This is a genomic window from Janibacter indicus (genome assembly GCF_900176385.1).
Classification (GTDB): Bacteria; Actinomycetota; Actinomycetes; order Actinomycetales; family Dermatophilaceae; genus Janibacter; species Janibacter indicus.
In genome coordinates this window covers 257,554-279,436 of sequence record NZ_FWXN01000005.1, presented here as the reverse complement: position 1 = coordinate 279,436, position 21,883 = coordinate 257,554, and the positions used below count along the sequence as shown (strand labels likewise).

Genomic DNA, 21,883 nt, shown 5'->3' with positions numbered 1-21,883 from the left:
AGACATGGATGGACGCATCGCCGAGCAGGTGGCGGGTGTTGGATTCAAGCAGCTCACGATTGTCGATTGCATCGGGGAGGGCAGGTCCAACCAGCACGAGTTGAACACGTCGGCCGCCATGCGCTCCTTCCTCGGTGGCGAACGCTGCGTCTTTCCGTGCACGTACGTGCGCTTTGACGGCGCCTTCGCTGACGGCGCCTACGAGTCTGAGGACCTGACAGCGACCTACTACGACGCGAGGGAACGGCAGCCGAATCGATCACCTGAATTCAGGCTCGTCTACCCGGCATCCAGCGTGGTGATGCAGGCTGCGCGCGAGGGCGACTGGTGCTGGGTGTTGCGCCGCGAGGCGGAGGATCGACTCCTTGTGGTCGTGGCCGAAGGGGGAGCGCCCGTCGCTTTGCAGCTCGACCGGCTCATCGGGACAAACCTTCGCTCTGCTGAGGACTCCACCGGCCAGCGAACCTTCGCTCTTGGCGACCTGGGGCAAGCGTCTGATCGCGACCTCTCGGTCGAGGACGCCGACCTCCTCACAGTCCTCGGGCTCTCGATCGAGGTGCGCAACGCCGCAGCTCTCGATCGCGTGATCGAGCGGTTCGGCTCACGAGGCACGATGCCGACCACTCAAGAGTTCGCTGCCTTCACCAGACGACTCTGTGACACCTCAAGTGCGGTGGATAACCCCGACCTAGCGCTCAATGACTGGTACGCGTTCTCAACGGAGATGTTCTTCGGCTTCGAGAAGCATGTGCTGCAGCCCGTGCTGGATCAGGCTTTCGTCGGGAAGTCGGCGATCGACATCGACACCTTCTTCGACCTGGCCAAGAAGCACATGAACAGTAGGTACTCACGGGCTGGATACACCTTCGAGCACCATCTCGCGGCTGTCTTCGAGGCGCACGGCCTCGTTTTCGCTCGGATGACCAAACGACTTCCCGATGGGTCCAAGCCGGACTTCCTGTTCCCGGGTAGTGGTGCATACGGCGACGCAGATGTGCCCGACGGCTTGCTGACCTTCCTCGGTGCCAAGACCACCACCAAGGAACGCTGGATGCAGGTGGTCGCAGAAGCCCCCCGGATCAGGGTTCGACACCTGGCGACCATGGATCGAGAGCTCAACGCCGAGATCCTTAACGCGATGGCGCACAACGACGTGGTCCCCGTGGTTCCCGAGCCCGTCATGAACGAGTGCTACGACTCCTCACTTGTTGGCGAGATGATGACCGTGCAGGCGTTCATCGGGCAGACTCTGGATCGTCAGCGTGAACTGGAAGGCTCAGGTATCGCTCTTCGGTGAGGCGCAGCCCTCCGGCTGGTCACCCTTGGAGTGCCGCCTCGACCGTGTCGGCCGCCTCTTGGACGTCGACGTGTTCCCAGACGCGCGCCACGGACCATCCGAGGTCGACCAGCCGTCGGTCGGTGTCCGCGTCGCGGCGGGCGTTGACGTCGAACTTCCAGAGCCACCAGTCGCGGTTGGACTTCGGGATCACGCAGTGCTCGGGGCAGCCGTGCCAGAAGCAACCGTCGACGAACACTGCGAGTTGTCGCTTCGGGAAGGCGATGTCCACCCGGCGGCGGGGGAGACCATCAACCTTGAACTGAACGCGGTAACGGAAGCCTCTGCGGTGCAGTTCATGTCGTAGGGCCAACTCCGGAGAGGTGCCCTCCCGCCGTTGTCGGGAGAACCGGGCGCTCAGGTCGGCTGTCGGTGCGGACCGGACCGGTTCCCTCTTCTCAGTCGACACCGACGAACCCGTGGTCCTTGGCCTTTTGCAGGACCGCCAAGAGACGCGCGCTCTGTCGTTCCGACGGGAATCCCGACTTTCTTCCGGTCACGAGGTCGAGGATGCTGGCATCCGTCGGACTCAATAGCCTGTTCGCGAGGCTGAACTCTCGGATGCTCTGCCACGTCGTTGTCGGGATCTCAAAGACTGCGGCCTGCACCTGGATCGAATTGTCGATCTTCTGAGTCTTCCTTGCTGCAACAGCGTCTTCACGGACGGCCGATGCAGAGACGAGGGTGTCCACGAAGTCATCCTCGAGCCGCATGGGCATGGCCTTGACGACGTCCCAGCACTGACTGCGCTTGGCCCACTCGGTGACGTTCTGTACCGGCCGCCGCTCGGCGGTGAGTGCCTCGAAGGCCAGGTAGGCGGCGTCGAGGAACGTGGAGAGCACGACGTCCGGGGCGGACTGCTGCCGCCAGATGATGTCGAAGTTCATCCGCTGTGAGGGTGCCTGACGCTGTACCTCGTGCGCGACCTTCGCCATCGCGTATGTGACGATGTTGGCCAGGTAGCCGCTCTGGTACCAGTCCGACTTGGCGACTCGCCCACGAATGGCCTGAAAGAGGATGGCCTTTGCCACAAGCCCCTTGAAGTAGGCCTCGTTGAACTCGGCATCCGAAGTTGCCCACTTCTTGGCGACGGACTCAGCGAAGGCCACGAAGTTCTTCTGCGCGCCGGCACTGACCATGTGGGGTTGCTGGCCCCAGGACACCTCGTACTTTGCGGCGTCCGTCTTCGTGATCACCTGGCTGCGTGGATTGGATGCATCGAACTTCTTCTGCTCGGCCGGCGTGAGCTTCGCCTTCTCGTTCTGGTACTGCCCTCGCGTCCTCTCGTAGAACCACCGTGTCTGAAAGTGGATCCCCGGTCGTGCGGGTGCCAGGAGTCGCCGTGAAAGATTCTCCAGACGGACGTGGAAGGGGCTGTTGGAGAAGAAGTCCGCCTCGCTCACCTTGTTCTGGCTGTTGGCGTACCGAGAGATCGAGGGGACGAGTTCCTTGGCCCGCTCCTCGTCGACCACCACGAGCTTCATCTGCACGTGAACCTTGGAGATGTCGGGTTTCGGTGATGAGTCTCGCCGAACGTAGAACAGCGAGGCCGTCGTCTGGCCACCGTTGACGATCTGCAGGTCCGTAATGCCCAAGATCCGACCGAAAGAGTCCACTTCCACACCGGTGGCGGTGGCGGTCACGCCGTTGTTGTAGGCGAGGAACATGTCGGGCTCGGACAAGATCGTGGTCTTGATCCCCTTGTTGACCTTGCCGCGTCCCTGGAGGAAGGCCCGGACGTTGCTTTCGAGGAGCCTGCTTCCGTGCCGACCGTAGAGGTCGGCCAACACCGAGCCGGGGACTGCTGCCATATAGGTTTCGAACCCGGAGTCCCCTTCGACGCGAAGTGCCTGCAGGCCTTGCGGCAACCACTCGCGCAGTGAGATCTGAAGCTCCTCACGCCCTTGGCTGGACGTCTGGAGCTGTTCGAACCGGTTGATATCCCAGACATGGAAGTCGATGGGGATACCGTTGAGTTCGGACGAGGGGAGGTGCTTCACACTCGCGCTCAGTGGCGAGTCGCAGACGAGGTACAGCCGGTAGCGAGTGACGCTGGCGCCCCGATGCCGGAGGTCGACGGCGAGTTGGACGGCCGGGTCACTCGGCTCGCGATCGACCTCGAAGGTTTCGTTGACAGCATCGTGGAGGAAGCTTTCGAGCGCTCCGAGTGCCTTCGCGACCTCAGTGGCAGTCACATTGGTCGTTTGGTCATCGTCGTTGAAGATCGCCACGGCGAGCACGACCGAGTCATCGGCGTCGCCGAGGTCATACCCGTCAACGCGGAGTCTCTTGCGATTGCCTCCGACACCGTCGAAATGGGCTGGAACGAGGTTGTCGACCAGTTCCGCATCCGAGAGTCGGTCGGCGACTTCTTGAATGAATGCGGTTCGAGTGAACTCTCCGTCGAGCTCTGCCCTCATTCTCACTGAGTTGAGTAGGTCATCTCGAAATCCGCTCACGCCGGACCCCCTTCGTCTGCATAGGTGACTTCCTGGAGAAGATGTGGCTTCAGGGGCTCGATAGCCAAGTCGTAGCGGACATTCGACACCGGCAAGCCGTCAAGGGTGCTCGATCGGATACTGGGAAAGTCGGGGTTGACATCGAACGTCTGGAAGCCCAACACGAGGAACGCGGTGTCGGCGTAGTACGTGTCCGTCTCGTCAACGCCCAGCTCACGAATGTGGTTGTCAACGTGGGACCTTCCCTCGAAGCCAAGTTGGGGCAGTGACCGAACGTGTGACAACAGGGAAATGAGCGTGATGGCGCCGACGGCCTCAGGGGAGCAGTCGTCCAGAAGGACGACACCCAGTGTCATCGGCTTGCCCTTCGGGTCGAGCTGAGCCACGGATGCGACCTCGACGGTTCGCTTGCTCGGGCGTCGAGCCTTTACCTCGCACAGCTGGCCATCCAAGAACGCGAAGTCTTGGGGCGCTCCGGTTGGCCCGACCCAACTCTGGGCGACACTCGAAGCGGGGTGGTCCTCCAGCAGGATGGTGAATCCATACCACAACTCCGCGACGAGGCCCCGAAGTTTTGCAAGGTCCAGACGGCGGGGGCGGTAGCGGCGCAGAAGGACCTTCCATTCATCCAACACCCTCAGAAGGGTCTCTATGGACTCTTCTGGAGAGCGGGCGCCCCTTGATCTGGCGACCAGGTCCAGACAGAGCCGAGAGAAGGACGTAAACAGAGTGCCGTCATCAAGACGCAGGGTGAGCACCCACCGACCATCGGACCGCTGCCCCTTCGTCGTGGTGATGTCCCGGGAGACAGTGACCTCGTCGGGCTCTGACGGAGTAACGATGATGAACACCGGTCGTCCCCCCGGGTCTGCGCCGTAGAGCAGGTCCAAGGGGTGGTCGGGATCGAAGTAGCGCTTCGCAGCCGACTTGCCCTCGACGATGGACTGCCAGTCCTCAACCGTCTCAGCCGTCAACATCGTCATCTGTCCCCAGTTCGGCCAGCCAACTCTCCTGGGCCACGGTGTTGATCACGTACTCTGCATCGCCGTTGTTGTTGGACACGTCTGCAGGGCTGCCGGGAATGGCCAGCTTCACTGCCACAGCGACCGCGTCCTCGAGAGCCGCCTTGAGCGAGAGTGCCCTCGAGCGAGTCGCAGCATCATCGAAGTCGTTGGGGAGCTCTGGGGCCGCAGCCAGGGGGTACAGGAGCAGCGCCGGCCGGGCGAGCGAGTTGTAGTACGCGCTCTCCGGGATGTTCCTAGTGTCATCCTTTGTGGCCAGGTATGCAGCCTCTGCTTGCTGTTGCTCTTCGGGGGTGAGCAACTGGGTGAGGTCTGAGCTTCCCGCCAAGCGGCTACTGGTCCCGGAGATGAGCACCCGACCACTCGCAGTGATCGCCACCTTTCGTGAGACCTTCCAATAGGTCAGGCTTGGACGCGCCACCAGCGAGGCATCGGTCCGGTGCCCGCTCATCAGGACCACATCCCACGTCTGATAGGCAGGGCTCTTGGCAGAGCGAGCGAATTCGCCCAGGTGGGAAGGGCTGTGGTCCCGTCCCGGGAGAGGCGGCCGTGGGGAGATCTTCCACAAGGGGTCGCTCTGATCCGCGCGGAAGGCGTCCAAGAAGTCTGCGACGGCATCCTTGGGGACCCCCTGCCACCGGTGGTGCCGGCGTCCGGGGTCCTCGTCCGGGGCCCCGAGGGTGTCGAGAAGACGTTCGAACGCCTCCCGGTTGTTCGTCAGGTCCTTGGTGTCTAGGGACAACTTGGTGCTTTCGATGCGGCGGCCTGACAGGCTGACTGATTTTGGCATGACGGCCGCTGACTTCATCTTGTTCCTGGCCGTCACCAAGAGCGTGCCCGGGTGCTTACGGATCGCGATGCCGAAGTCCTCCGGTGTCCGCTTCTGCTGCTTCATCACGATCAGGTCGTCACGTAGTTCCCGCACCGCCTCGTCGACGAACCGGTAGTCGGCTGCGACCTCGTCGGCGATCCAGATACGACACAGGTCTTCGTAGCCGTCGCGGTATCCGAACCACCGCGCCATCTGCATGAGGGTGTCGAAGGCCCCGACGCTGCGATAGAAGTAGCTGACCATCAGTCCCTCGAGGGTCAACCCTCGGCTCAGGACATCGCCACCCACCGCAATGAGTCGGGACGGTCGATCCCAGAAGACCTCCTCTTCAGCCAGAGACTGGTCGCGGTCGGAGTTGTGCAGTTCCACTCGGACGTCTGCTGTGGCAGACGCCAGTCGATCCAGGACCTGTGCCCACGTGGTGCCTGCACTGGCGTAGACGTCTTCGAAGGTCTCCTGCATCGCGCTGAGGTCTGCGTTGTGGGCACCTCTCGAAAATGCCGCACTGTGGAGCTCGATCGCTTGCCGCATCTGGATCGTGTAGCTCTCGACCAGGTCGAAGACCTGACGCTGGACGTACCTGAATCGGGAGACGTTGATGAGCATCGAACGCGCCCCCAAGTCTCCACGAATATCGCGAATAGCGTTGCCCAACAGGAAAACTCGTACGGCTTGTCGGAGGCTCTCCGGTAGGTCAGTGACGACGTGGTCCGACTTGTGCTTCGTCGGGAAGTATGCACCAGCGTCGGACAGGTCCATCGTGTGCTCGGTGTTCGGGGCTTTGCCCGCACTGCCGAACACCCTTTCGGCGCCTACGTAGTTGGATGGAGCGTCCAGGCTGTACACGAAGTCCCGTGGGAACAGGTCGTCCGCGGCCCCGTGGTCGATGAAGATGTTGGCGAAGGGAGTCGCCGTGAACGCGAGGTACGAGCTGCGGGTGAAGGAATCGAGGATCGCTCTGATTCCCTTGTTGATAGCGGTTGGGTTGTGCTCATCCTTCGTGTTCACGGACGCGTAGTCGGATTCATCGTCAAGGAGCAGTAGTGGGACGTCGATCCGACCATGGCCGGCCGCCTGCTGTTGAAGCCAGTCGTGGAGGGCCTTCAGCACGCTCTTGTTCTTCTTGACGACGAAGATGTGCGGTTCGGCAGTATGTCTGTCGACGGTGATGTTCGTCGCCTGCTGGCTGGACCTGCGGAAGTCCTGGACGACGGTCGTCATCCCTTGCGCGGTCGAAAACCCAGATCCCAAGAGCCCGACACCGATGCGTTTGGTCGGGGTGGCAGCGACGCCTGGGCGTGGCTTCAACGTTCCCGAGTCGCGTCCGATGAACCCCTCGTCCACCCTGGACTGGGTCTGCTGGCGAAGCGACTCGGTGTTTCCCGCGAGCACGATGATGAGCCGATATCCGGCATCGGCAGCCTTGTTGAACAGTCCCAGGTAGGTCGCCGTCTTGCCGGACTGGACGTCGCCGATGACGAGCCCGCGCCGTGACCACTGGCCTTCCTTGGTCGGATCGCCCACGAAATCGAGGATCTGATCCGTCAGCTGATCCATGGTGTCCATGACCTTGGGTGACCTGCCCTGGTTCAGCATCCACTGCTTGTACGTCTTCCATCGTGACCACTCGATGGTGGGTTTGCGGTCCGGCAGCCAGGACACGAAGTCTTTGCTCGTGATCGCTTCACCGAGGTCGAAGTCGATGTTGAGCTGGCCTCGGAGCTGTTTTGAGAGGTGTGCGATCTGTTCGTCAGCAGCTGTCGGCGCCAAGATCGGGCGCAGCGAGTTGATGAGTCCGACGAGCGTTTCCTCGCTGTGGTAACCGTCGCTCAAAGCCCCGCTCACGGCTCGGGCGAGCGCAGCAACTTCTGCGTCAGCGGTGCCGCCGGTCACGATGCCTCCGCTGCCTGTCGGAGAAGGGTCACAGGGTCCTCCAGTTGGTTGAACGGCTCGGTCGTCGACATCGCTGCGATGAACGCGTCCGGGTCGGGTCGGTGCTTACGGAACTCAGCCCAGACTTCGACGGCTACGGTGCTCAGCCGGTGAATGTCCGGAGCGGGAGTCGACTCAACTGCGTCTTGTCCCAGCCGGTTGTACAAGTCATGCGTGGGGAAGGTGTCTTCGATGATTCGAAGAAGGGCGGAGAGTGTGGCTTGGTCACTCGGTTCAAGCCGGGCGGCGAGAGTTGCGAGCACCGGGTGATCTCGATTGATCTCATAACGGAACTCGTCGCCGTCACTGATCAGTTGCCAAGCGTGGGTGATCGGGTCCTGGCCTGGAGCTGGCCGGGCACGGTAGGTGTGCACCCTCTTGCTGGGCATGATGATCCGGTCGGCGATCCGCTTCAGCCGCTGACGGACGATGGGAGGAGGCTGCGCCGCTGACTTCTTGATGTCGAGGGCCCACAGGTGATCGAGGCTGTTGGGTACGTCGACTCTCACGCGCGCCAGTTTGCCGAGCTCCTCGCGTGGGAGTATGCGAAACCACGTTCCCCAGATGACCAGCCGTTTGGCGCGGTAGATGTAGAAGCCTTGGCTGTCGCGCAGGCGGCCAGCTACTTGAGCTCGCTGACGGTCTCTGGCTGACATCTTCGTGATCATCGGCAATGTAAACGCTTGCACGCGAATGGTTTGGCCTTCGACGTCGAACGACTCGGGTGGCCCTGGTTGCGTGGCTCGGTGGTCGGCAAGGAAGGGATCGATGCGTTGGAGTTCCACGTGGTTGACGGCGATCGTGAACCGCGCGCCGTGCTCGCCGGCCAAGAACCGGTGGAAGACCAAGGCAAGGTGCTGTTTGACACCAGCAAACGCCGAGTCCAGTCCTTTGGAGCCGGGGTCGACTTGGGCTCGGAGCTGATCCAGGTTTCGCCAGACCACGAGGGTTCCAGTGGCGAGTTCGAGGAAGTCGGCGACGTGGGGGAGTTCGGAGATCTCGTGGTCGTCGAGCTTCATCAACGCCCACGCTCCGACGTTCGCCAGATGGTCGAGGTCCCAGCGGAAGCCGCAGACGGACCCGGTCTCGTCCTTGGTCACGAGGACAAGGTCTCGGCACTGGGACAGACTCGCGGTCTTCAGGCCGAGGCCGAATCGCCCGAGGTCGTGCGCATCGCGGGCGGCAACGGAGCTCTTCCCTGCCAATCGCATGGCTTCTCGTGCTCCGTCCTCCGACATGCCGCAGCCGTCGTCGAGGATTGCCACGTAGTCGACGGGCTCGCTGGAAAAGTGAAGATCCACTCTTTCGGCCCCAGCCGTGATGGAGTTGTCGACCAGGTCAGCAATCGCCGCTTCTAGTGTGTATCCGACCGCGCGCATCGATTCCATGAGCTGAGGCTCTGGTGTGACGACCTCGTTTGATGCCAATTCATCCCCGATTCATCCGACTTGCGCTGGTGTCACTGGCTCCGCTCCGCGGCACCTCCCCGTGACACTGAGCACATTCAACCAGCGTTGTCCGACAACGGAGCACATGGCCCGTGCTCAATCTGAAAGCGCTGTCGGTGCTCGGTGACACCATGGACATATGTTCGAAGACGAGCTGGCCGTGGTGGAGGAGTCCTTCAGGGGACTGGGACGGGTCCGCGAGGGGGTGGGGGAGCAGGCCGCGCGGGCTGACGAGGCATCGCTGGGCGAGATGCTGCAGGCGGCCGAGCGCCTCAGACGTGTGGCCGATGCGCTCGCGCTGACCGTGATCGGGCACGCGGCGCGGTGGGGCGAAGAGGTTGGTGACGACCACGTCTACCGGCCCGTGCGCCTGCCCGCAGGCGAGGTCGCCGAGTTCGCGGTCGAGGCGGTCGCGCTGGCCGTCGGCGCGGGTCCTCCCGAGGCCGGACGCCGCTGCGACCTCGCGGCCCGAGCGGTCACTGACCTGAGCAGCCTGGCCGACCTCGTGGCGGCCGGCCGGATGCGCGAGCGGTCGCTCGAGATCGTCGCCAAGGAGACCCGCGGTGCCAGCGCCGAGGCGGTGGCGGAGGTCGTGGACCACCTGCTGGGCTCCCTTCGCGGGCGGCCCGACACGGTGCGCGCCGGTGACCTCGACGACCGTGAGCTGCGCAAAGCGATCCGGCGGATGCTCACCCGCGTCGAGCCCGAGGTCTTGGAGCGCAAGGCCAAGCGCAACCGGCGAGACCTGCTGCAGGTCGGCTTCGCCGAGGGGCCGGTCGGCTGCAGCGAGATGTACGCGACCCTGCCCACCGAAGCGGCCCTCGCGATTCAGGCCGCGGTCGACGAGGTCGCTCGTGAGGCGCGGGCCGAGGATCCCGAGCTGACCGCCGGCGCCGCGCGGGCGAACGCACTGGCGGACCTGACCCTGCGAGGCGTCGATGTGCAGGCCAGCGTGCGGCTCGGCATCCCGGTGATCACCTCCGCGGCGTCGCGGTTGTCCTTCGCCCCCTCCACAGGGGGCGAAGGGGGTCTCGAGGCTCCTTCGTCGCACCTCGACCAGCGTGGCGAGGAGTCGCACCTCGACCAGCGTGGCGAGGAGTCGCACCTCGACCACCGGCAGGAGATCGCCGAGGCGCTGCACGGACCGACGGCGGTGAGCGGCCGGTTCGTCACGGGCGACGGGCCCGACGCCGTCGACGTGCTGCCGGAGGAGTGGGCCGGCGACGCCATCACCTCGCAGGTGCCGACGACGCTCGGCCCGGGAGGACAGGCCTCGTGGATCAGCGGTTGCGAGGTGCCTGGCGTGGGCTTCATCCCGGCCGACGTCGTCGCGGCCCTGACGACACGCCTCGAGACCAAGGTCTCGCGAGCCCTCATCGACGCCCGGACCGGCGTGCTCGTCGAGACCTCCAACCCCCGCTACGTCGTCACCGACTCGATGCGCGAGTTCGTCGCGGCCCGCGATGAGACCTGCCGGATGTGGGGCTGCAACCGTCGGGTTCTCGCCGGTTGCGCCGGTCTCGGTGCCGACCTGGACCACGCGGTGCCCCACCCGCAGGGGCCCTCGTGCCCGACCAACCTGTCGGGCCTGTGCCGGCACCACCACCGGCTCAAGCACTCGCCGCGCTGGTCGCACACCCTCCACGAGGACGGCCGCACCGAGTGGACCAGCCCGACCGGGGTCGCGGCGAGCGCCCATCCGGCGCACTGGGTGCACTCCCTCGACGAGGGGGAGCGGCCCCCTTCGCCCCCTGTGGAGGGGGCAAGCCGCCCGACCTACGTCCTCGACGAGGACGAGGAGCTGGCCAACCTCTTCACCCGGCCGAGCCTGCCGGAGGTCGACTACTCGCAGCCCGCCCCCTTCTGAGCCACGGCGGCCGGCGAGGTCGCTACCTTGACCACATGCCCCGTCTGATCCCTGACGACCCGCGCTTCACGACCGAGTCGGAGCGGGTGGTGTGGGAGCGGCTGCGCGACTCCCTTCGTCCGCAGGACACCCTCATCGCCAACTTGCGCCTGACCGACACCCGAAAGGACCACGAGGCCGATCTCGTCGTCGTCATGCCGGACGTCGGGGTCGTCGCCGTCGAGGTCAAGGGCACGGGCGTGCGCATCGACGACGGGCAGTGGACGATCCGGCGCCACGGCAAGCGGGTGCCGATCGACCCCGTGGGGCAGGCCCGGGACACGCGCTACGCGATCCGGCAGTACGTCGAGTCGGACCGCCGGTGGGCGGACTCGTCCCGCAGCAAGGTGCGCTTCGCGCACGCGGTCGTCACCCCCTTCGTCGGTCTGGGGTTGGACTTCGACCTGCCGGACTGCCCGCGGTGGATGATCCACGACCGCGGCGACCTCGACGACCTGGCCGCGCGGCTGGCCGACATCCCGCTCGGCTTCGAGACCCACTGCCGGGTGCCGACCGAGGACGACTGCGAGGTCGTCGTCGACATCCTCACCGCCCGCGGCACGTCCGCCGTGCCCACCGTCGCCGACGAGGCCGACGAGCGGGAGGCCAGGGCCGACCGGCTCACCCAGGAGCAGTCGCTCGTCCTCGACGTCACCCGACTGCTGCGCCGAGTCGAGATCCGTGGGGGAGCGGGCAGTGGCAAGACCGTCCTCGCGCTGACGCAGGCCAAGCAGCTGACCGCCGGCCACCGTGGTCGCACGTCCGAGCGCGTCGCGCTGCTCTGCTACTCCATCGGTCTGGCCACCTGGTTCAAGCGCGAGGTCGCGAGCTGGCCGCACCGGCAGCGCCCGGCCTTCGTCGGGACCTTCGAGGAGCTCGGCAACCGGTGGGGCGTGCCCTCGGGCTCCCGCGAGGACCCCGCCTACTGGGAGGAGACCATGCCGCGTCTCATGGCCGAGCGCGCCGCGGAGCTGCCGCCGGGGGAGCGCTTCGACTCCTTCGTCGTCGACGAGGCCCAGGACTTCGCCGAGTCGTGGTGGCAGCCGCTCGTCGGCGCCCTCACCGACGAGACGGAGGGCGGGCTCTTCCTCTACTCCGACGAGAACCAGCGCATCTTCCAGCGCTTCGGCCGGCCCCCGGTCCCGCTCGTGCCCCTCGTCCTGGACCACAACCTGCGCAACACCAAGCAGATCGCCGAGGTCTTCCGTCCGCTGGCCCCGCTGCGGATGCGGCTCGAAGGGGGCGACGGTCCCGCCGTCGTCTTCGTCCAGTCCCCGTCCACCGCAGCCCTCGACGTCGCCGACGACCAGGTCGACGTCCTGCTCGACGAGGGCTGGGACCCCGGCCATGTCGCACTGCTCACCACGGGCCGGCGGCACCCGGTCCAGATCGAGCGCCAGGACGAGCTCGGGCAGCGCGGCTACTGGGACACCTTCTGGGACCACGAGGACGTCTTCTACGGCCACGTCCTCGGGGCGAAGGGGATGGAACGTCGCGCCGTCGTGCTCTGCATCAACGAGTCCGGTCACACCGACCGCTTCCGTGAGCGCCTCTACGTCGGGCTGTCGAGGGCCACCGACCGACTCGTCGTCGTGGGTGACCTCGAGGTCATCGCCCGAGCCGGCGAGCAGGTGGCACGGGCCCTGGAGGGCAGCGGGTAGCATCGCGGCGAACCACCAAGGGGGACAAGGATGACCGAGCACACGCCGGGTTGGTACGAGCACGAGGGGGAGCGGCGCTACTGGGACGGCACCCAGTGGACCCACAGCGTGTCCGCGCCGGCACCGGCCCCGCCCGCACCGTCCCCGGCCGCGGCACCCCCGCCGCCGACGACCGGGCAGGTCATGCCCTACGCGCCGCCTCCCGCCTACGGGGCTCCCCACCCGGGCGCCGTGCCCGTCGCCCGCAAGGAGCCGGCCATCGCACTCGTCGTCTCCTTCCTCATCCCCGGTGTGGGATCGATGATGAACGGCGACGTAGGGCCCGGGATCGGGTTCCTCGGGCTCTGGCTCTTCGGACTCGTGCTGGTGATCTGCCTCGGCTGGATCCTCGTCGGCTTCATCGGTCTGCCGCTCATGCTCGTCGCCTGGGGCTGGGGCATGTACCACGCCTACCAGGGCGCCGTGGACTTCAACCGCCGCAACGGCTACGCCAACTGACCGACCTTTCGGGCGTGGGGAGTTCTCCCCATGCTGGACCTGCGGAACCGCAGGTACGCTTGCCCCAGCAATCACTGCATTCGAGAGATATGGAGGGGGCCGCGATGAGTTCCTGGGCTGCCGGTTGGTATCAGGATCCTGAGCAACAGGGTCAGATCCGCTATTGGGACGGTCATGGATGGACCGAGCACCGTCAGGCGACGCCCGAGGGCTTCGGGGTCGGCCAGCCCGGTCCCGACGCGTCGGGCACGGGCACGCGCCAGGACACCGTGGGTGACACCAGCGAGGTCGACGAGGCCACCCGCGTGCGCCCCAGCGCCGACCGCGCCCCCGAGACCGAGGCCATCTCGACCAACGAGGCTGCCGGCTACGGTGCCGCCTCCTCCTACGGCCAGCAGGAGCAGGGCTACGGCCAGTCGTCCTACGGTCAGCAGGAGCAGGGCTACGGCCAGACGTCCTACGGTCAGCAGGAGCAGGGCTACGGCGCCTCCTCCTACGGCCAGTCCGGCTACGGCCAGGACCAGTCCGCCTACGGCCAGCAGTCGCCCTACGCCCAGCAGGGTGGTTACGACCAGCAGCAGGGTGGCTACGGTCAGCCCGCCTACGCGGCGGCCGGCCAGGGCGGTCAGCCCGGCGGCAAGAGCAAGCTCCCGTGGATCATCGGCGCCGGCGTCGTCGGCCTCGTCCTGATCGTCGTCCTCGGCTTCGTCGGCTTCTCGCTGCTGAGTGGCGGCGACGACGACGACACCGCATCGCCGAGCAGCACCTCGCAGACGGACTCGCCGACCGACACGCCGACGGACTCCTCGACGACCGACACCACGACGACCGACCCGAGCTCGTCGAGCTCCTCCTCGACGTCCGACGACCCGGGCACGAGCATCCTCGACAACCGCAACAAGGCGGCCGAGTGGAACAAGAAGTACACCGGCAGCGGAAAGGCCTTCATCGGCGTCCCCGCCGGTGACGGTGCCGGTCTCGTCGAGTTCACCCACAAGGGCGACAAGTACGAGAGCCTGACGATCAAGGGCACCGACGGCAACGGCCGCAGCTCCGAGTACGTCCTCACCGCGTCCAACGCGACCAAGGGCACCGTCGCCTACAACCTCACCAACTACTCGGCCTCCACCTCGCGCATTGAGATGGACTCCGAGGGTGACTGGTCGGTCAAGTTCATCCGGATCAGCCAGGCCCCCGACTTCGGCACCACGCAGAAGGGCAGCGGCCCCAACGTCTTCAAGTGGGACGGCAAGCGCAGCGACCTGTCGGCCAAGTACACCCAGCCCGCCGACTCCTTCATCGGCAGCTTCCGTGTCCAGGCCGTCGGCGCCAAGGACTACCCGGACCGCCTGATCAGCGAGTACGACAACTACGACGGCACGACGACGGTCCAGGACGGGACCAAGTACCTCATCGTCGAGGCCGCCGGGGACTACACCCTCACCAAGAAGTAGACCCGGTCACCACGCCGAAGGGCGGTGCTCCCCTCACGGGAGCACCGCCCTTCGTCATGCTGCCGGCGTGCCGGTCAGCACTCGATGACGTTGACGGCCAGGCCGCCGCGCGCGGTCTCCTTGTACTTGACCTTCATGTCGCGGCCGGTCTCGCGCATCGTCTTGACGACCTTGTCGAGGGAGACGACGTGCGAGCCGTCGCCGCGCAGCGCGGTGCGCGCGGCCGTGATGGCCTTGACGGAGGCGACAGCATTGCGCTCGATGCACGGGATCTGCACGAGGCCACCGACGGGGTCGCAGGTCAGGCCGAGGTTGTGCTCCATGCCGATCTCGGCGGCATTCTCCACCTGGGCGGGGGAGCCGCCGAGCACCGCGGCCATCGCGCCCGCGGCCATCGAGCACGCAGACCCGACCTCGCCCTGGCAGCCGACCTCGGCGCCGGAGATCGACGCATTTTCCTTGAAGATCACGCCGATCGCGGCGGCCGTGAGCAGGAAACGGCAGATGCCGTCGTCGTCAGCGCCCGGCACGAAGTCGGTGTAGTAGCGCAGCACGGCCGGGATGATGCCCGCTGCGCCGTTGGTCGGGGCGGTGACGACGCGGCCGCCCGCCGCATTTTCTTCGTTGACGGCCAGCGCGTAGAGGCACAGCCAGTCCATGCCGCGAAGGGGGTCGTCGCTGCGGCCCTCGGTGCGCAGCCGCTGGTGCAGCTGGGGTGCACGACGGCGGACCTTGAGCCCACCGGGCAGGACCCCCTCGGTGCGCATGCCGTTGTCGATGCACTCGCGCATCACCGACCAGATGTGCAGCAGCTCGCTGCGCACCTCCGCCTCGGTGCGCCAGGACAGCTCGTTGTCGAGCATGACCTGCGAGATCGACAGCCCGGTCTCCGCGCAGATCGCCAGCAGCTGGTCGCCGGTGGTGAAGGGGTGCTTGACCGGGGTGGTGTCGGCGACGATCCGCGTCGAGCCGGACGCGTCCTCGCCGAGGACGAAGCCGCCGCCGAGCGAGTAGTAGGTGTGCGTCGAGACCGGGGCATCGTCGCTCTCGCCCCAGGCGGTAAAGGTCATGCCGTTGGGGTGCAGGGGCAGCGACTTGCGCCGGTGGAGGATCAGGTCGTCGTCCTCGACGAAGTCGATCTCGTGCTCGCCGAGCAGGCTCACCCGGCGGGCGGCGCGGATCTGCTCGAGGGTGCCGGTCACGGTGCGCGGGTCGCACAGCTCGGGTCGCTCACCGCTGAGGCCGAGCAGGACCGCGGTGGCCGACCCGTGGCCGTGGCCGGTCGCGCCGAGCGAGCCGAAGAGCTCGGCCCGCACCCGCCGCACCTGCGGCAGCAGCCCCTCGTCACGCAACCCCTCGACGAACATCACGGCCGCGCGCATCGGGCCGACGGTGTGCGAGCTCGAGGGGCCGATGCCGATCGAGAAGAGGTCGAAGACACTGAGTGCCACAGGGGTCTCCCGGGGTTTCGTGGTGGGGCCGGCGACGGGGTGGGTCGCGGTGCCGCCCGTCACACTACCCGCGTCTCGGTCCTCGGACGGGTGCTGTGGAAAAGCTCGCGGGGGCGAGGTCGCACGTGGCCATGATGAAGGGCATGACCTACGACGACCTGCCGGCCGACTGGCCACAGCGACCACTCACCGACCCCACACTCACCGCCGACGTCGTGGACCTCGTCGTGCGGGAGACCGACCGCGCGGAGGGGTGCCTCGGCATCCTGCTGTGCAACCACGAGCACCGCCTCGTGCAGCCCCTGACGATCAACGACATCGACGACGTCCCGGCCCACGAGCGGCGCCGCCCCTTCGACCTCTTCATGAGCGGCTTCGGCGACCGGCTCGGCGGCATCGTCGTCGCCGTCGGTCGCCCACGGGGCTATGTCCCCGACGACGTCGCCCGCGGCTGGCACGAGGCAGCGATCGCCGCGAGCCGGGAGCACGACGTGCCCTTGCTCGGCACCTACCTGGCGACAGTGCACGCGGTCATCGAGATGCCCCGCTGGACCGGGCTGGCGGCCGCCGGCTAGAGCTCTGCGGCGATCGCGGCACCGATGGCCGCGGCGAAGCCCTCCGGGTCCTCGTGGGCCGCCGGCTCCTCCGGCACGATGACGTCGACGGTCCCGTCCTCGCGCATCTGCGCGGCGCCGATCCGCTGCCGCGCGGCGAGCAGCGCGGCGTGCTCGGTGTCCTTGAAGACGATCGCGCTCGCGCCCTCGGGTGGCAGCGGTGAGAGCCAGGCATTGCCGGCGGCGATGATCCGCCGGGCCGGCAGCAGCGCGAGAGCCCCGCCGCCGGTGCCCTCACCGAGCAGCACCGACACGCTCGGCACCGTGAGGGCCGTCATGTCGGAGATCGAGCGGGCGATCTCGCCGGCGAGGGCGCCCTCCTCGGCATGGGGGGACAGGTCGGCACCCGGGGTGTCGATGACCGTGACGAGCGGCAGCCCGAGCTCGGTCGCCATCCGCATGCCGCGCCGCGCCTCGCGCAGTGCGGCCGGGCCCATCGACTGCGCGACCTGGTAGCGCCGGTCCTGGCCGACGAGCACGCACGGGCGCCCACCGAAGGACGCCAGCGCGAGCATGACGCCCTTGTCCGACTCCCCGTAGCCGGTGCCGTTGAGCGGGATGACGTCGTCGGCGGCGTGGCGCAGCAGCTCGCGCACGCCCGGGCGGTCCTCCCGCCGCGTGGTCTCGATGGCCTCCCAGAGGCGGGCGACCTCCCCTTCGTCCGGCTCCGGACGGGAGACGAAGGGAGTGATCGGCCACGCGGGGTGGTCGGCGGGGTCGGCGGTGCGCTCGGTGGTCGTCGACAGCAGGGTCAGGGCGCGCGCAGCGATCTCGGCGAGGCCCTCGACGGGGACGACAGCGTCGACGATGCCCCTGTCGACGAGGTTTTCGGCGACCTGCACGCCCTCGGGGAAGGGCACGCCGTTGACCGTCTCGTAGACGACCGGGCCGAGGAATCCGATGAGCGCACCCGGCTCGGCGATCGTCATGTGGCCCAGCGACCCCCACGAGGCGAAGACGCCGCCGGTCGTCGGGTGACGCAGGTAGACGAGGTAGGGCCGGCCGGCGGCCTTGTGCGCGACGACGGCCGCGGAGATGTCGATCATCGTCACGAAGGCCGGCGTGCCCTCCTGCATCCGGGTGCCGCCGCTCGAGGTGGCGGCCACGAGGGGGAGCCGCTCGGTCGTCGCGCGGCGGATCGCCGCGACGATCCGGGCCGCCGCGGCCCGGCCGATGGACCCGCCGAGGAAGTGGAACTCGCCGACGACGAGGGCGACGTCGTGGCCCTGGATGCTCGCCCGCCCGGTGAGCACGGACTCGTCGGTGCCGGCCCGCTCGGCGGCCGCGTCGACGGCGGCGCGGTAGTCGGGGGACAGGGCCGTGAGGTCGATGGGCTCGTCCCACGAGACATAGCTGCCCTCGTCGACGACGGAGGCGATGAGCTGATGGGCACCCGGGCGCTGGTCACTCATGGCAGTGATCGTCCCAGCCGCGGCGCTGGGTACCCTTGCCCGGTGCTTGTGCCGTTGACCACTGTCGTGATCGTCGCGGTCGGCGTGCTCGGACTCCTGGCCCTGGCCTACCTGATCATCGACCGGCTCGTCGACGACCTCATGCTGCTCGTGACCGCGGTCCTCGAGCTGGCCCTCGTGGCACTCGTCGTCGCCAGCGCGATCGCCATGGGCAAGGTGTCGGGGGAGGGCGAGGGCGCGACGATGCTCGCCTACGCGCTCACCCTGCCGATCCTGCCGCCGATCGTCGTCTTCATCGCCCTGAAGGAGAAGACCCGCTGGGCGATGGGCGTCGTCCTCGCCGGCGCCTTCACCGTCGGGGTCATGGCCTACCGCATCCTGCAGATCTGGCAGACCCATGGCCCCGCCTGAGGTGCGCACGGGCACCGGGCCCGGCCGGGTCGTCGTCGCCGTCTACGCCGTCCTCGCGCTCGCGGCCACGGGCCGTTCGGTCCTGCAGATCACCCAGTACCTCGACCGGGCGCCGCTGGCCTACGTGCTCTCGGCGCTCGCGGCCGTCATCTACGTCGTCGCGACCGTGGCCCTGGCGAAGGGGGGAGCCTCCGGCGCCCGCCTGGCGACGGCGGCGATCACGGTCGAGGCGGTCGGCGTGCTCACGGTGGGGACCCTGTCCTACGTGCGGCCGGAGCTCTTCCCGGACAAGACCGTGTGGTCCCACTTCGGGTCCGGCTACGGCTACCTGCCGCTCGTCCTCCCCTTCGTCGGCCTGTGGTGGATCCACCGTGTGAGACGCGCCTGATCGGCGACGCGAGCATCTCCTAGTCTTGCGGCAGGTCTTGAGCGCCAGCGCGAAGCCCCGGCTCGCTGGCCGGCAACCCTCCTCCGCGGTGGGGTGCCCCGGGAGACGACCTGGTCCGCGACGACCGTCGCGGTCAAGCGCGCACAGCACAGGAGCACCACCATGACCGATCCCTCCACCTGGAGCTTCGACACCCGTCAGATCCACGCCGGCCAGGCACCCGACCCCACGACGGGCTCGCGGGCGCTGCCGATCCACGCGACGACCTCCTACGCCTTCAAGGACACCGAGCACGCGGCAAACCTGTTCGCGCTCAAGGAGTTCGGCAACATCTACACGCGGATCATGAACCCCACCCAGGATGCGGTGGAGCAGAAGATCGCCGCGCTCGAGGGCGGGGTCGGGGCCCTGCTCACCGCGTCGGGGATGTCCGCGACCCACCTCGCCCTGGTCAACATCGCCGAGGCCGGTGACCACGTCGTCGCCAGCGCCGCGCTCTACGGCGGGACGATCAACCTGCTGAAGTTCACCCTGCCGAAGTTCGGCATCGAGGTCAGCTTCGTCGAGGACCCGAGCGACCTGGAGCAGTGGCGCGCGGCGGTCAAGCCCAACACCAAGGTCTTCTTCGGGGAGACCATCGGCAACCCCAAGCCGGTCGTCCTCGACATCGCCGGCGTGGCGGAGATCGCCCACGAGGCCGGGGTGCCGCTCGTCGTCGACAACACGATCGCCACGCCCTACGTGCTGCGCCCGATCGAGCACGGCGCCGACGTCGTCGTCCACTCGGCGACGAAGTACCTCGGTGGCCACGGCACCGCGATCGCCGGCGTCATCGTCGACGCCGGGAAGTTCGACTACGCGGCCGACGCGGACAAGTTCCCCAACTACAACCAGCCCGACCCGAGCTACCACGGGCTGCGCTTCGGGCCCGACCTCGGTGTCGACGGCGCACTCGGGGCCAACCTGTCCTTCATCCTCAAGGCGCGCGTGCAGCTGCTGCGCGACATCGGCCCGGCGATCTCGCCCTTCAACGCCTTCCTCATCGGGCAGGGCATCGAGACGCTCAGCCTGCGCATCGAGCGCCACCTCGACAACACCCGCAAGGTCGTCGACTTCCTCTCGGCGCACCCCCAGGTCGAGGCGGTCAACTGGGCGTCCATCGAGGGTTCCGCGAGCTTCGAGCAGGCGCAGCGCTACACGCCGAAGGGGGCCGGTGCCGTCATCTCCTTCGAGATCGCCGGCGGCCTCGAGGCGGGCAAGAAGTTCGTCGAGGGGCTCACCCTGCACAGCCACCTCGCCAACATCGGCGACGTGCGCTCCCTCGTCATCCACCCGGCGTCGACGACCCACTCCCAGGGGCCCGACGAGGACCGCCTCGCCGCGGGCGTGACCCCCGGCCTCGTCCGTCTGGCGGTCGGCCTCGAGAGCATCGAGGACATCGTCGCCGACCTCGAGGAGGGCTTCGCCGCGGCGACGTGATCCTCGCTCCCTCAGGAGCGCCGAGGGGCCTGTGGATAATTCCACGGGCTCCTCGGCGCTTTTTCCTAGCGTTGGGGCATGGCTCATCTGCGCATCAGTACCGAGGGCATCGGCATGCTCGGTGACGACCTGGGGTTCATCGCCGACTACCTCGAGGTGCGTGCCCACTACACGCGCTCGGGCGACGGCGACACCTACGGGTTCCCCTCCGCCACGGGGTGGGGGGCACTCGACCACCTCCTTGGCGACTACGAGCGAGTGCGCATCGCCGCGTGCAAGGAGCTGCGCAACCTGCGGCGGCTCGCCAAGGACGCGGGTCCCTGCTATCTGGAGGCCGAGGACATCGCTGACCCGCGGCAGCGGAGGGTTCGATGACCTACTTCCTCGACAACAACGGCATCCTCGGTGCCAGCCCGGCGAGCATCCGCCGTCAGGCCGACGAGCTGAGCCGAGTGGCCACCCACATGGACGACGTCGTGCGCCGACTCCGGTCGATCCAGGTGGACGGCGTCTGGGAGTCAGACGCCGGTCGTCGGTTCGCCGCAAACATCGGTGCCACCCCGGGCGACGTCGAGGACATCGCCGATGTCCTGCACGGCGCTGCCAGGACCATGCGGCCGTACGCGACCAAGCTTGAGCAGTCCCAGCGCAAGATGCGCTCCCTCGACGCCGAGGCCGAGGAGGCCGACCGCATCATCAAGGCGCGGGACGCCACCCTCTCGACCATGTCGCCCGACGACCCCGACCGCCCACGGGTGCAGCGTGAGCGTGGCGAGGCGAGCAGGGACCTCACCGCCGCCGAGCGGGCCTTCACGCGCGCCGGCGATGCCGCCTACGCCGACGAGCAGCGTGTGGGTTCGGCGCTCTCCACGATCGCACTCCCGCAGACCGACCCGTCCGGCTACGACTGGCTCGAGAGCATCGAGCGGATGGGCGCGGGCGCGAGCAAGGTCGGTGTCCTCGCCAAACCCTTGTCCGTCGCCGGAGCAGGTGAGCCCATCGGCAAGGCCGGCCGTCGCCTGTTCTACGGAGAGGGGTCGTGGAAGGGCGTGGCCAAGTCGGGGACAGGGGTGGCGATCGACGTCGGCACGCTGGGCATCGGCAGGGCCGCCAAGGGGATTCGGCAGAGGTGGGGTGGCCTGCCGTCGGCCCCGACCAAGAGCGCCAACCGCGTCGAGGGTCTGCCCTCAAGGCCTCGACGGATCAAGGACAACCCGATCGCGACGCCCGCCGCCGACGCCCGACGTGCACATCGAGCGGTGACCGGAGTGGGGCCCGCCGGCTGGGTCACGAGCAAGGCGAGGTCGAAGTCGGGCATGACTGACCTGGAGGATGCCTTCGACGACTGGTCCGACTACGCCGGGGCCGGCAACGTCGCAAAGGCGACGGTCGTGGTGGAGCACACGACCAAGCAGGTCAATCGCGTCGTGAGTCACGCGCGATCTGGACCGGCTGCGGCCAAGAACGCCGGGATCGACAAGCGGGAAAATGCCCGGCGCGAGCGCGTGGCGCAGCGGCGGCACCAGACAGTTGACCGTGCGCGCAAGGACTCCTCGTCTGGCCACCGCTGATCGAGTCGA

At 67.4% G+C, this 21,883-nt stretch carries 18 protein-coding genes and 1 riboswitch; of the genes, 11 read left to right on the top strand and 7 right to left on the bottom strand.

Annotated features, from left to right (window positions below; all coding sequences use genetic code 11):
* The first annotated feature begins 4 nt into the window (after positions 1-4).
* Complete coding sequence (locus B9B60_RS07965; RefSeq protein ID WP_084450723.1) at positions 5-1,297, top strand: type II restriction endonuclease; 1,293 nt, start codon at positions 5-7, stop codon at positions 1,295-1,297.
* A 19-nt stretch (positions 1,298-1,316) separates the two neighbouring features.
* Here B9B60_RS07965 and B9B60_RS07960 read toward each other — a convergent pair whose 3' ends face one another.
* The 5 genes from B9B60_RS07960 to B9B60_RS07940 are packed head-to-tail and all read right to left on the bottom strand — an operon-like array spanning position 1,317 to position 8,969.
* Positions 1,317-1,745 (bottom strand): very short patch repair endonuclease, encoded by a 429-nt coding sequence (locus B9B60_RS07960; protein ID WP_234993793.1) that lies wholly within the window; start codon positions 1,743-1,745, stop codon positions 1,317-1,319.
* Positions 1,735-3,795 (bottom strand): AIPR family protein, encoded by a 2,061-nt coding sequence (locus B9B60_RS07955; RefSeq protein WP_143445494.1) that lies wholly within the window; start codon positions 3,793-3,795, stop codon positions 1,735-1,737. The genes B9B60_RS07960 and B9B60_RS07955 overlap by 11 nt, the downstream gene beginning before the upstream one ends.
* Positions 3,792-4,778 (bottom strand): PD-(D/E)XK motif protein, encoded by a 987-nt coding sequence (locus B9B60_RS07950; RefSeq protein ID WP_084450719.1) that lies wholly within the window; start codon positions 4,776-4,778, stop codon positions 3,792-3,794. Before B9B60_RS07950 ends, B9B60_RS07955 begins: the two co-directional genes overlap by 4 nt.
* A complete protein-coding gene (locus tag B9B60_RS07945; RefSeq protein ID WP_084450718.1) occupies positions 4,759-7,542 on the bottom strand; it encodes a Z1 domain-containing protein in 2,784 nt (927 codons plus the stop codon). Before B9B60_RS07945 ends, B9B60_RS07950 begins: the two co-directional genes overlap by 20 nt.
* Positions 7,539-8,969: an ATP-binding protein gene (locus B9B60_RS07940; RefSeq protein WP_084450716.1), complete on the bottom strand. Its 1,431-nt coding sequence runs from the start codon at positions 8,967-8,969 to the stop codon at positions 7,539-7,541. The genes B9B60_RS07945 and B9B60_RS07940 overlap by 4 nt, the downstream gene beginning before the upstream one ends.
* Before the next feature lie 199 nt (positions 8,970-9,168).
* Between B9B60_RS07940 and B9B60_RS07935 the strand changes: the two genes are divergently transcribed.
* The 4 genes from B9B60_RS07935 to B9B60_RS07920 all read left to right on the top strand — a co-directional run bounded on the left by B9B60_RS07935 (position 9,169) and on the right by B9B60_RS07920 (position 14,548).
* Positions 9,169-10,896, top strand: coding sequence for an HNH endonuclease signature motif containing protein (locus B9B60_RS07935; protein ID WP_084450714.1), 1,728 nt, complete (start codon positions 9,169-9,171; stop codon positions 10,894-10,896).
* A gap of 35 nt (positions 10,897-10,931) precedes the next feature.
* Positions 10,932-12,596, top strand: coding sequence for an NERD domain-containing protein (locus B9B60_RS07930; RefSeq protein WP_084450712.1), 1,665 nt, complete (start codon positions 10,932-10,934; stop codon positions 12,594-12,596).
* 30 nt (positions 12,597-12,626) lie between these two features.
* Positions 12,627-13,094: a DUF2510 domain-containing protein gene (locus tag B9B60_RS07925; RefSeq protein ID WP_084450711.1), complete on the top strand. Its 468-nt coding sequence runs from the start codon at positions 12,627-12,629 to the stop codon at positions 13,092-13,094.
* A 104-nt stretch (positions 13,095-13,198) separates the two neighbouring features.
* Positions 13,199-14,548: a DUF2510 domain-containing protein gene (locus B9B60_RS07920; RefSeq protein WP_159451174.1), complete on the top strand. Its 1,350-nt coding sequence runs from the start codon at positions 13,199-13,201 to the stop codon at positions 14,546-14,548.
* A 74-nt stretch (positions 14,549-14,622) separates the two neighbouring features.
* Here the strand turns inward: B9B60_RS07920 and B9B60_RS07915 are convergent, their stop codons facing one another.
* Positions 14,623-15,999, bottom strand: a complete 1,377-nt coding sequence (locus B9B60_RS07915; protein ID WP_084450708.1) for an L-serine ammonia-lyase — start codon at positions 15,997-15,999, stop codon at positions 14,623-14,625.
* A 143-nt stretch (positions 16,000-16,142) separates the two neighbouring features.
* On the opposite strand from B9B60_RS07915, the gene B9B60_RS07910 reads away from it, so the two are divergent.
* On the top strand, positions 16,143-16,574 hold the full coding sequence (locus tag B9B60_RS07910) for a hypothetical protein (RefSeq protein WP_143445493.1): 432 nt from the start codon (positions 16,143-16,145) through the stop codon (positions 16,572-16,574).
* Here B9B60_RS07910 and B9B60_RS07905 read toward each other — a convergent pair.
* Entirely contained in the window at positions 16,571-18,025 is a 1,455-nt protein-coding gene (locus tag B9B60_RS07905) for a carboxyl transferase domain-containing protein (RefSeq protein WP_084450704.1), read from the bottom strand. The two genes, B9B60_RS07910 and B9B60_RS07905, sit on opposite strands and share 4 nt — an antisense overlap.
* A gap of 54 nt (positions 18,026-18,079) precedes the next feature.
* Between B9B60_RS07905 and B9B60_RS07900 the strand changes: the two genes are divergently transcribed.
* The 5 genes from B9B60_RS07900 to B9B60_RS07880 all read left to right on the top strand — a co-directional run bounded on the left by B9B60_RS07900 (position 18,080) and on the right by B9B60_RS07880 (position 21,874).
* Positions 18,080-18,436 carry a hypothetical protein gene (locus B9B60_RS07900; RefSeq protein WP_143445492.1) on the top strand — a complete coding sequence of 119 codons (357 nt, stop codon included), beginning with the start codon at positions 18,080-18,082 and terminating at the stop codon, positions 18,434-18,436.
* Positions 18,423-18,824 carry a hypothetical protein gene (locus tag B9B60_RS07895; protein WP_084450700.1) on the top strand — a complete coding sequence of 134 codons (402 nt, stop codon included), beginning with the start codon at positions 18,423-18,425 and terminating at the stop codon, positions 18,822-18,824. The genes B9B60_RS07900 and B9B60_RS07895 overlap by 14 nt, the downstream gene beginning before the upstream one ends.
* Before the next feature lie 33 nt (positions 18,825-18,857).
* Positions 18,858-18,970, top strand: a riboswitch (SAM riboswitch).
* A gap of 16 nt (positions 18,971-18,986) precedes the next feature.
* Positions 18,987-20,303 (top strand): bifunctional o-acetylhomoserine/o-acetylserine sulfhydrylase, encoded by a 1,317-nt coding sequence (locus B9B60_RS07890; protein WP_084450699.1) that lies wholly within the window; start codon positions 18,987-18,989, stop codon positions 20,301-20,303.
* Positions 20,304-20,381: 78 nt separating this feature from the next.
* A complete protein-coding gene (locus B9B60_RS07885; RefSeq protein WP_084450696.1) occupies positions 20,382-20,678 on the top strand; it encodes a hypothetical protein in 297 nt (98 codons plus the stop codon).
* Positions 20,675-21,874 (top strand): hypothetical protein, encoded by a 1,200-nt coding sequence (locus tag B9B60_RS07880; protein WP_084450694.1) that lies wholly within the window; start codon positions 20,675-20,677, stop codon positions 21,872-21,874. The genes B9B60_RS07885 and B9B60_RS07880 overlap by 4 nt, the downstream gene beginning before the upstream one ends.
* Positions 21,875-21,883 lie beyond the last annotated feature (9 nt).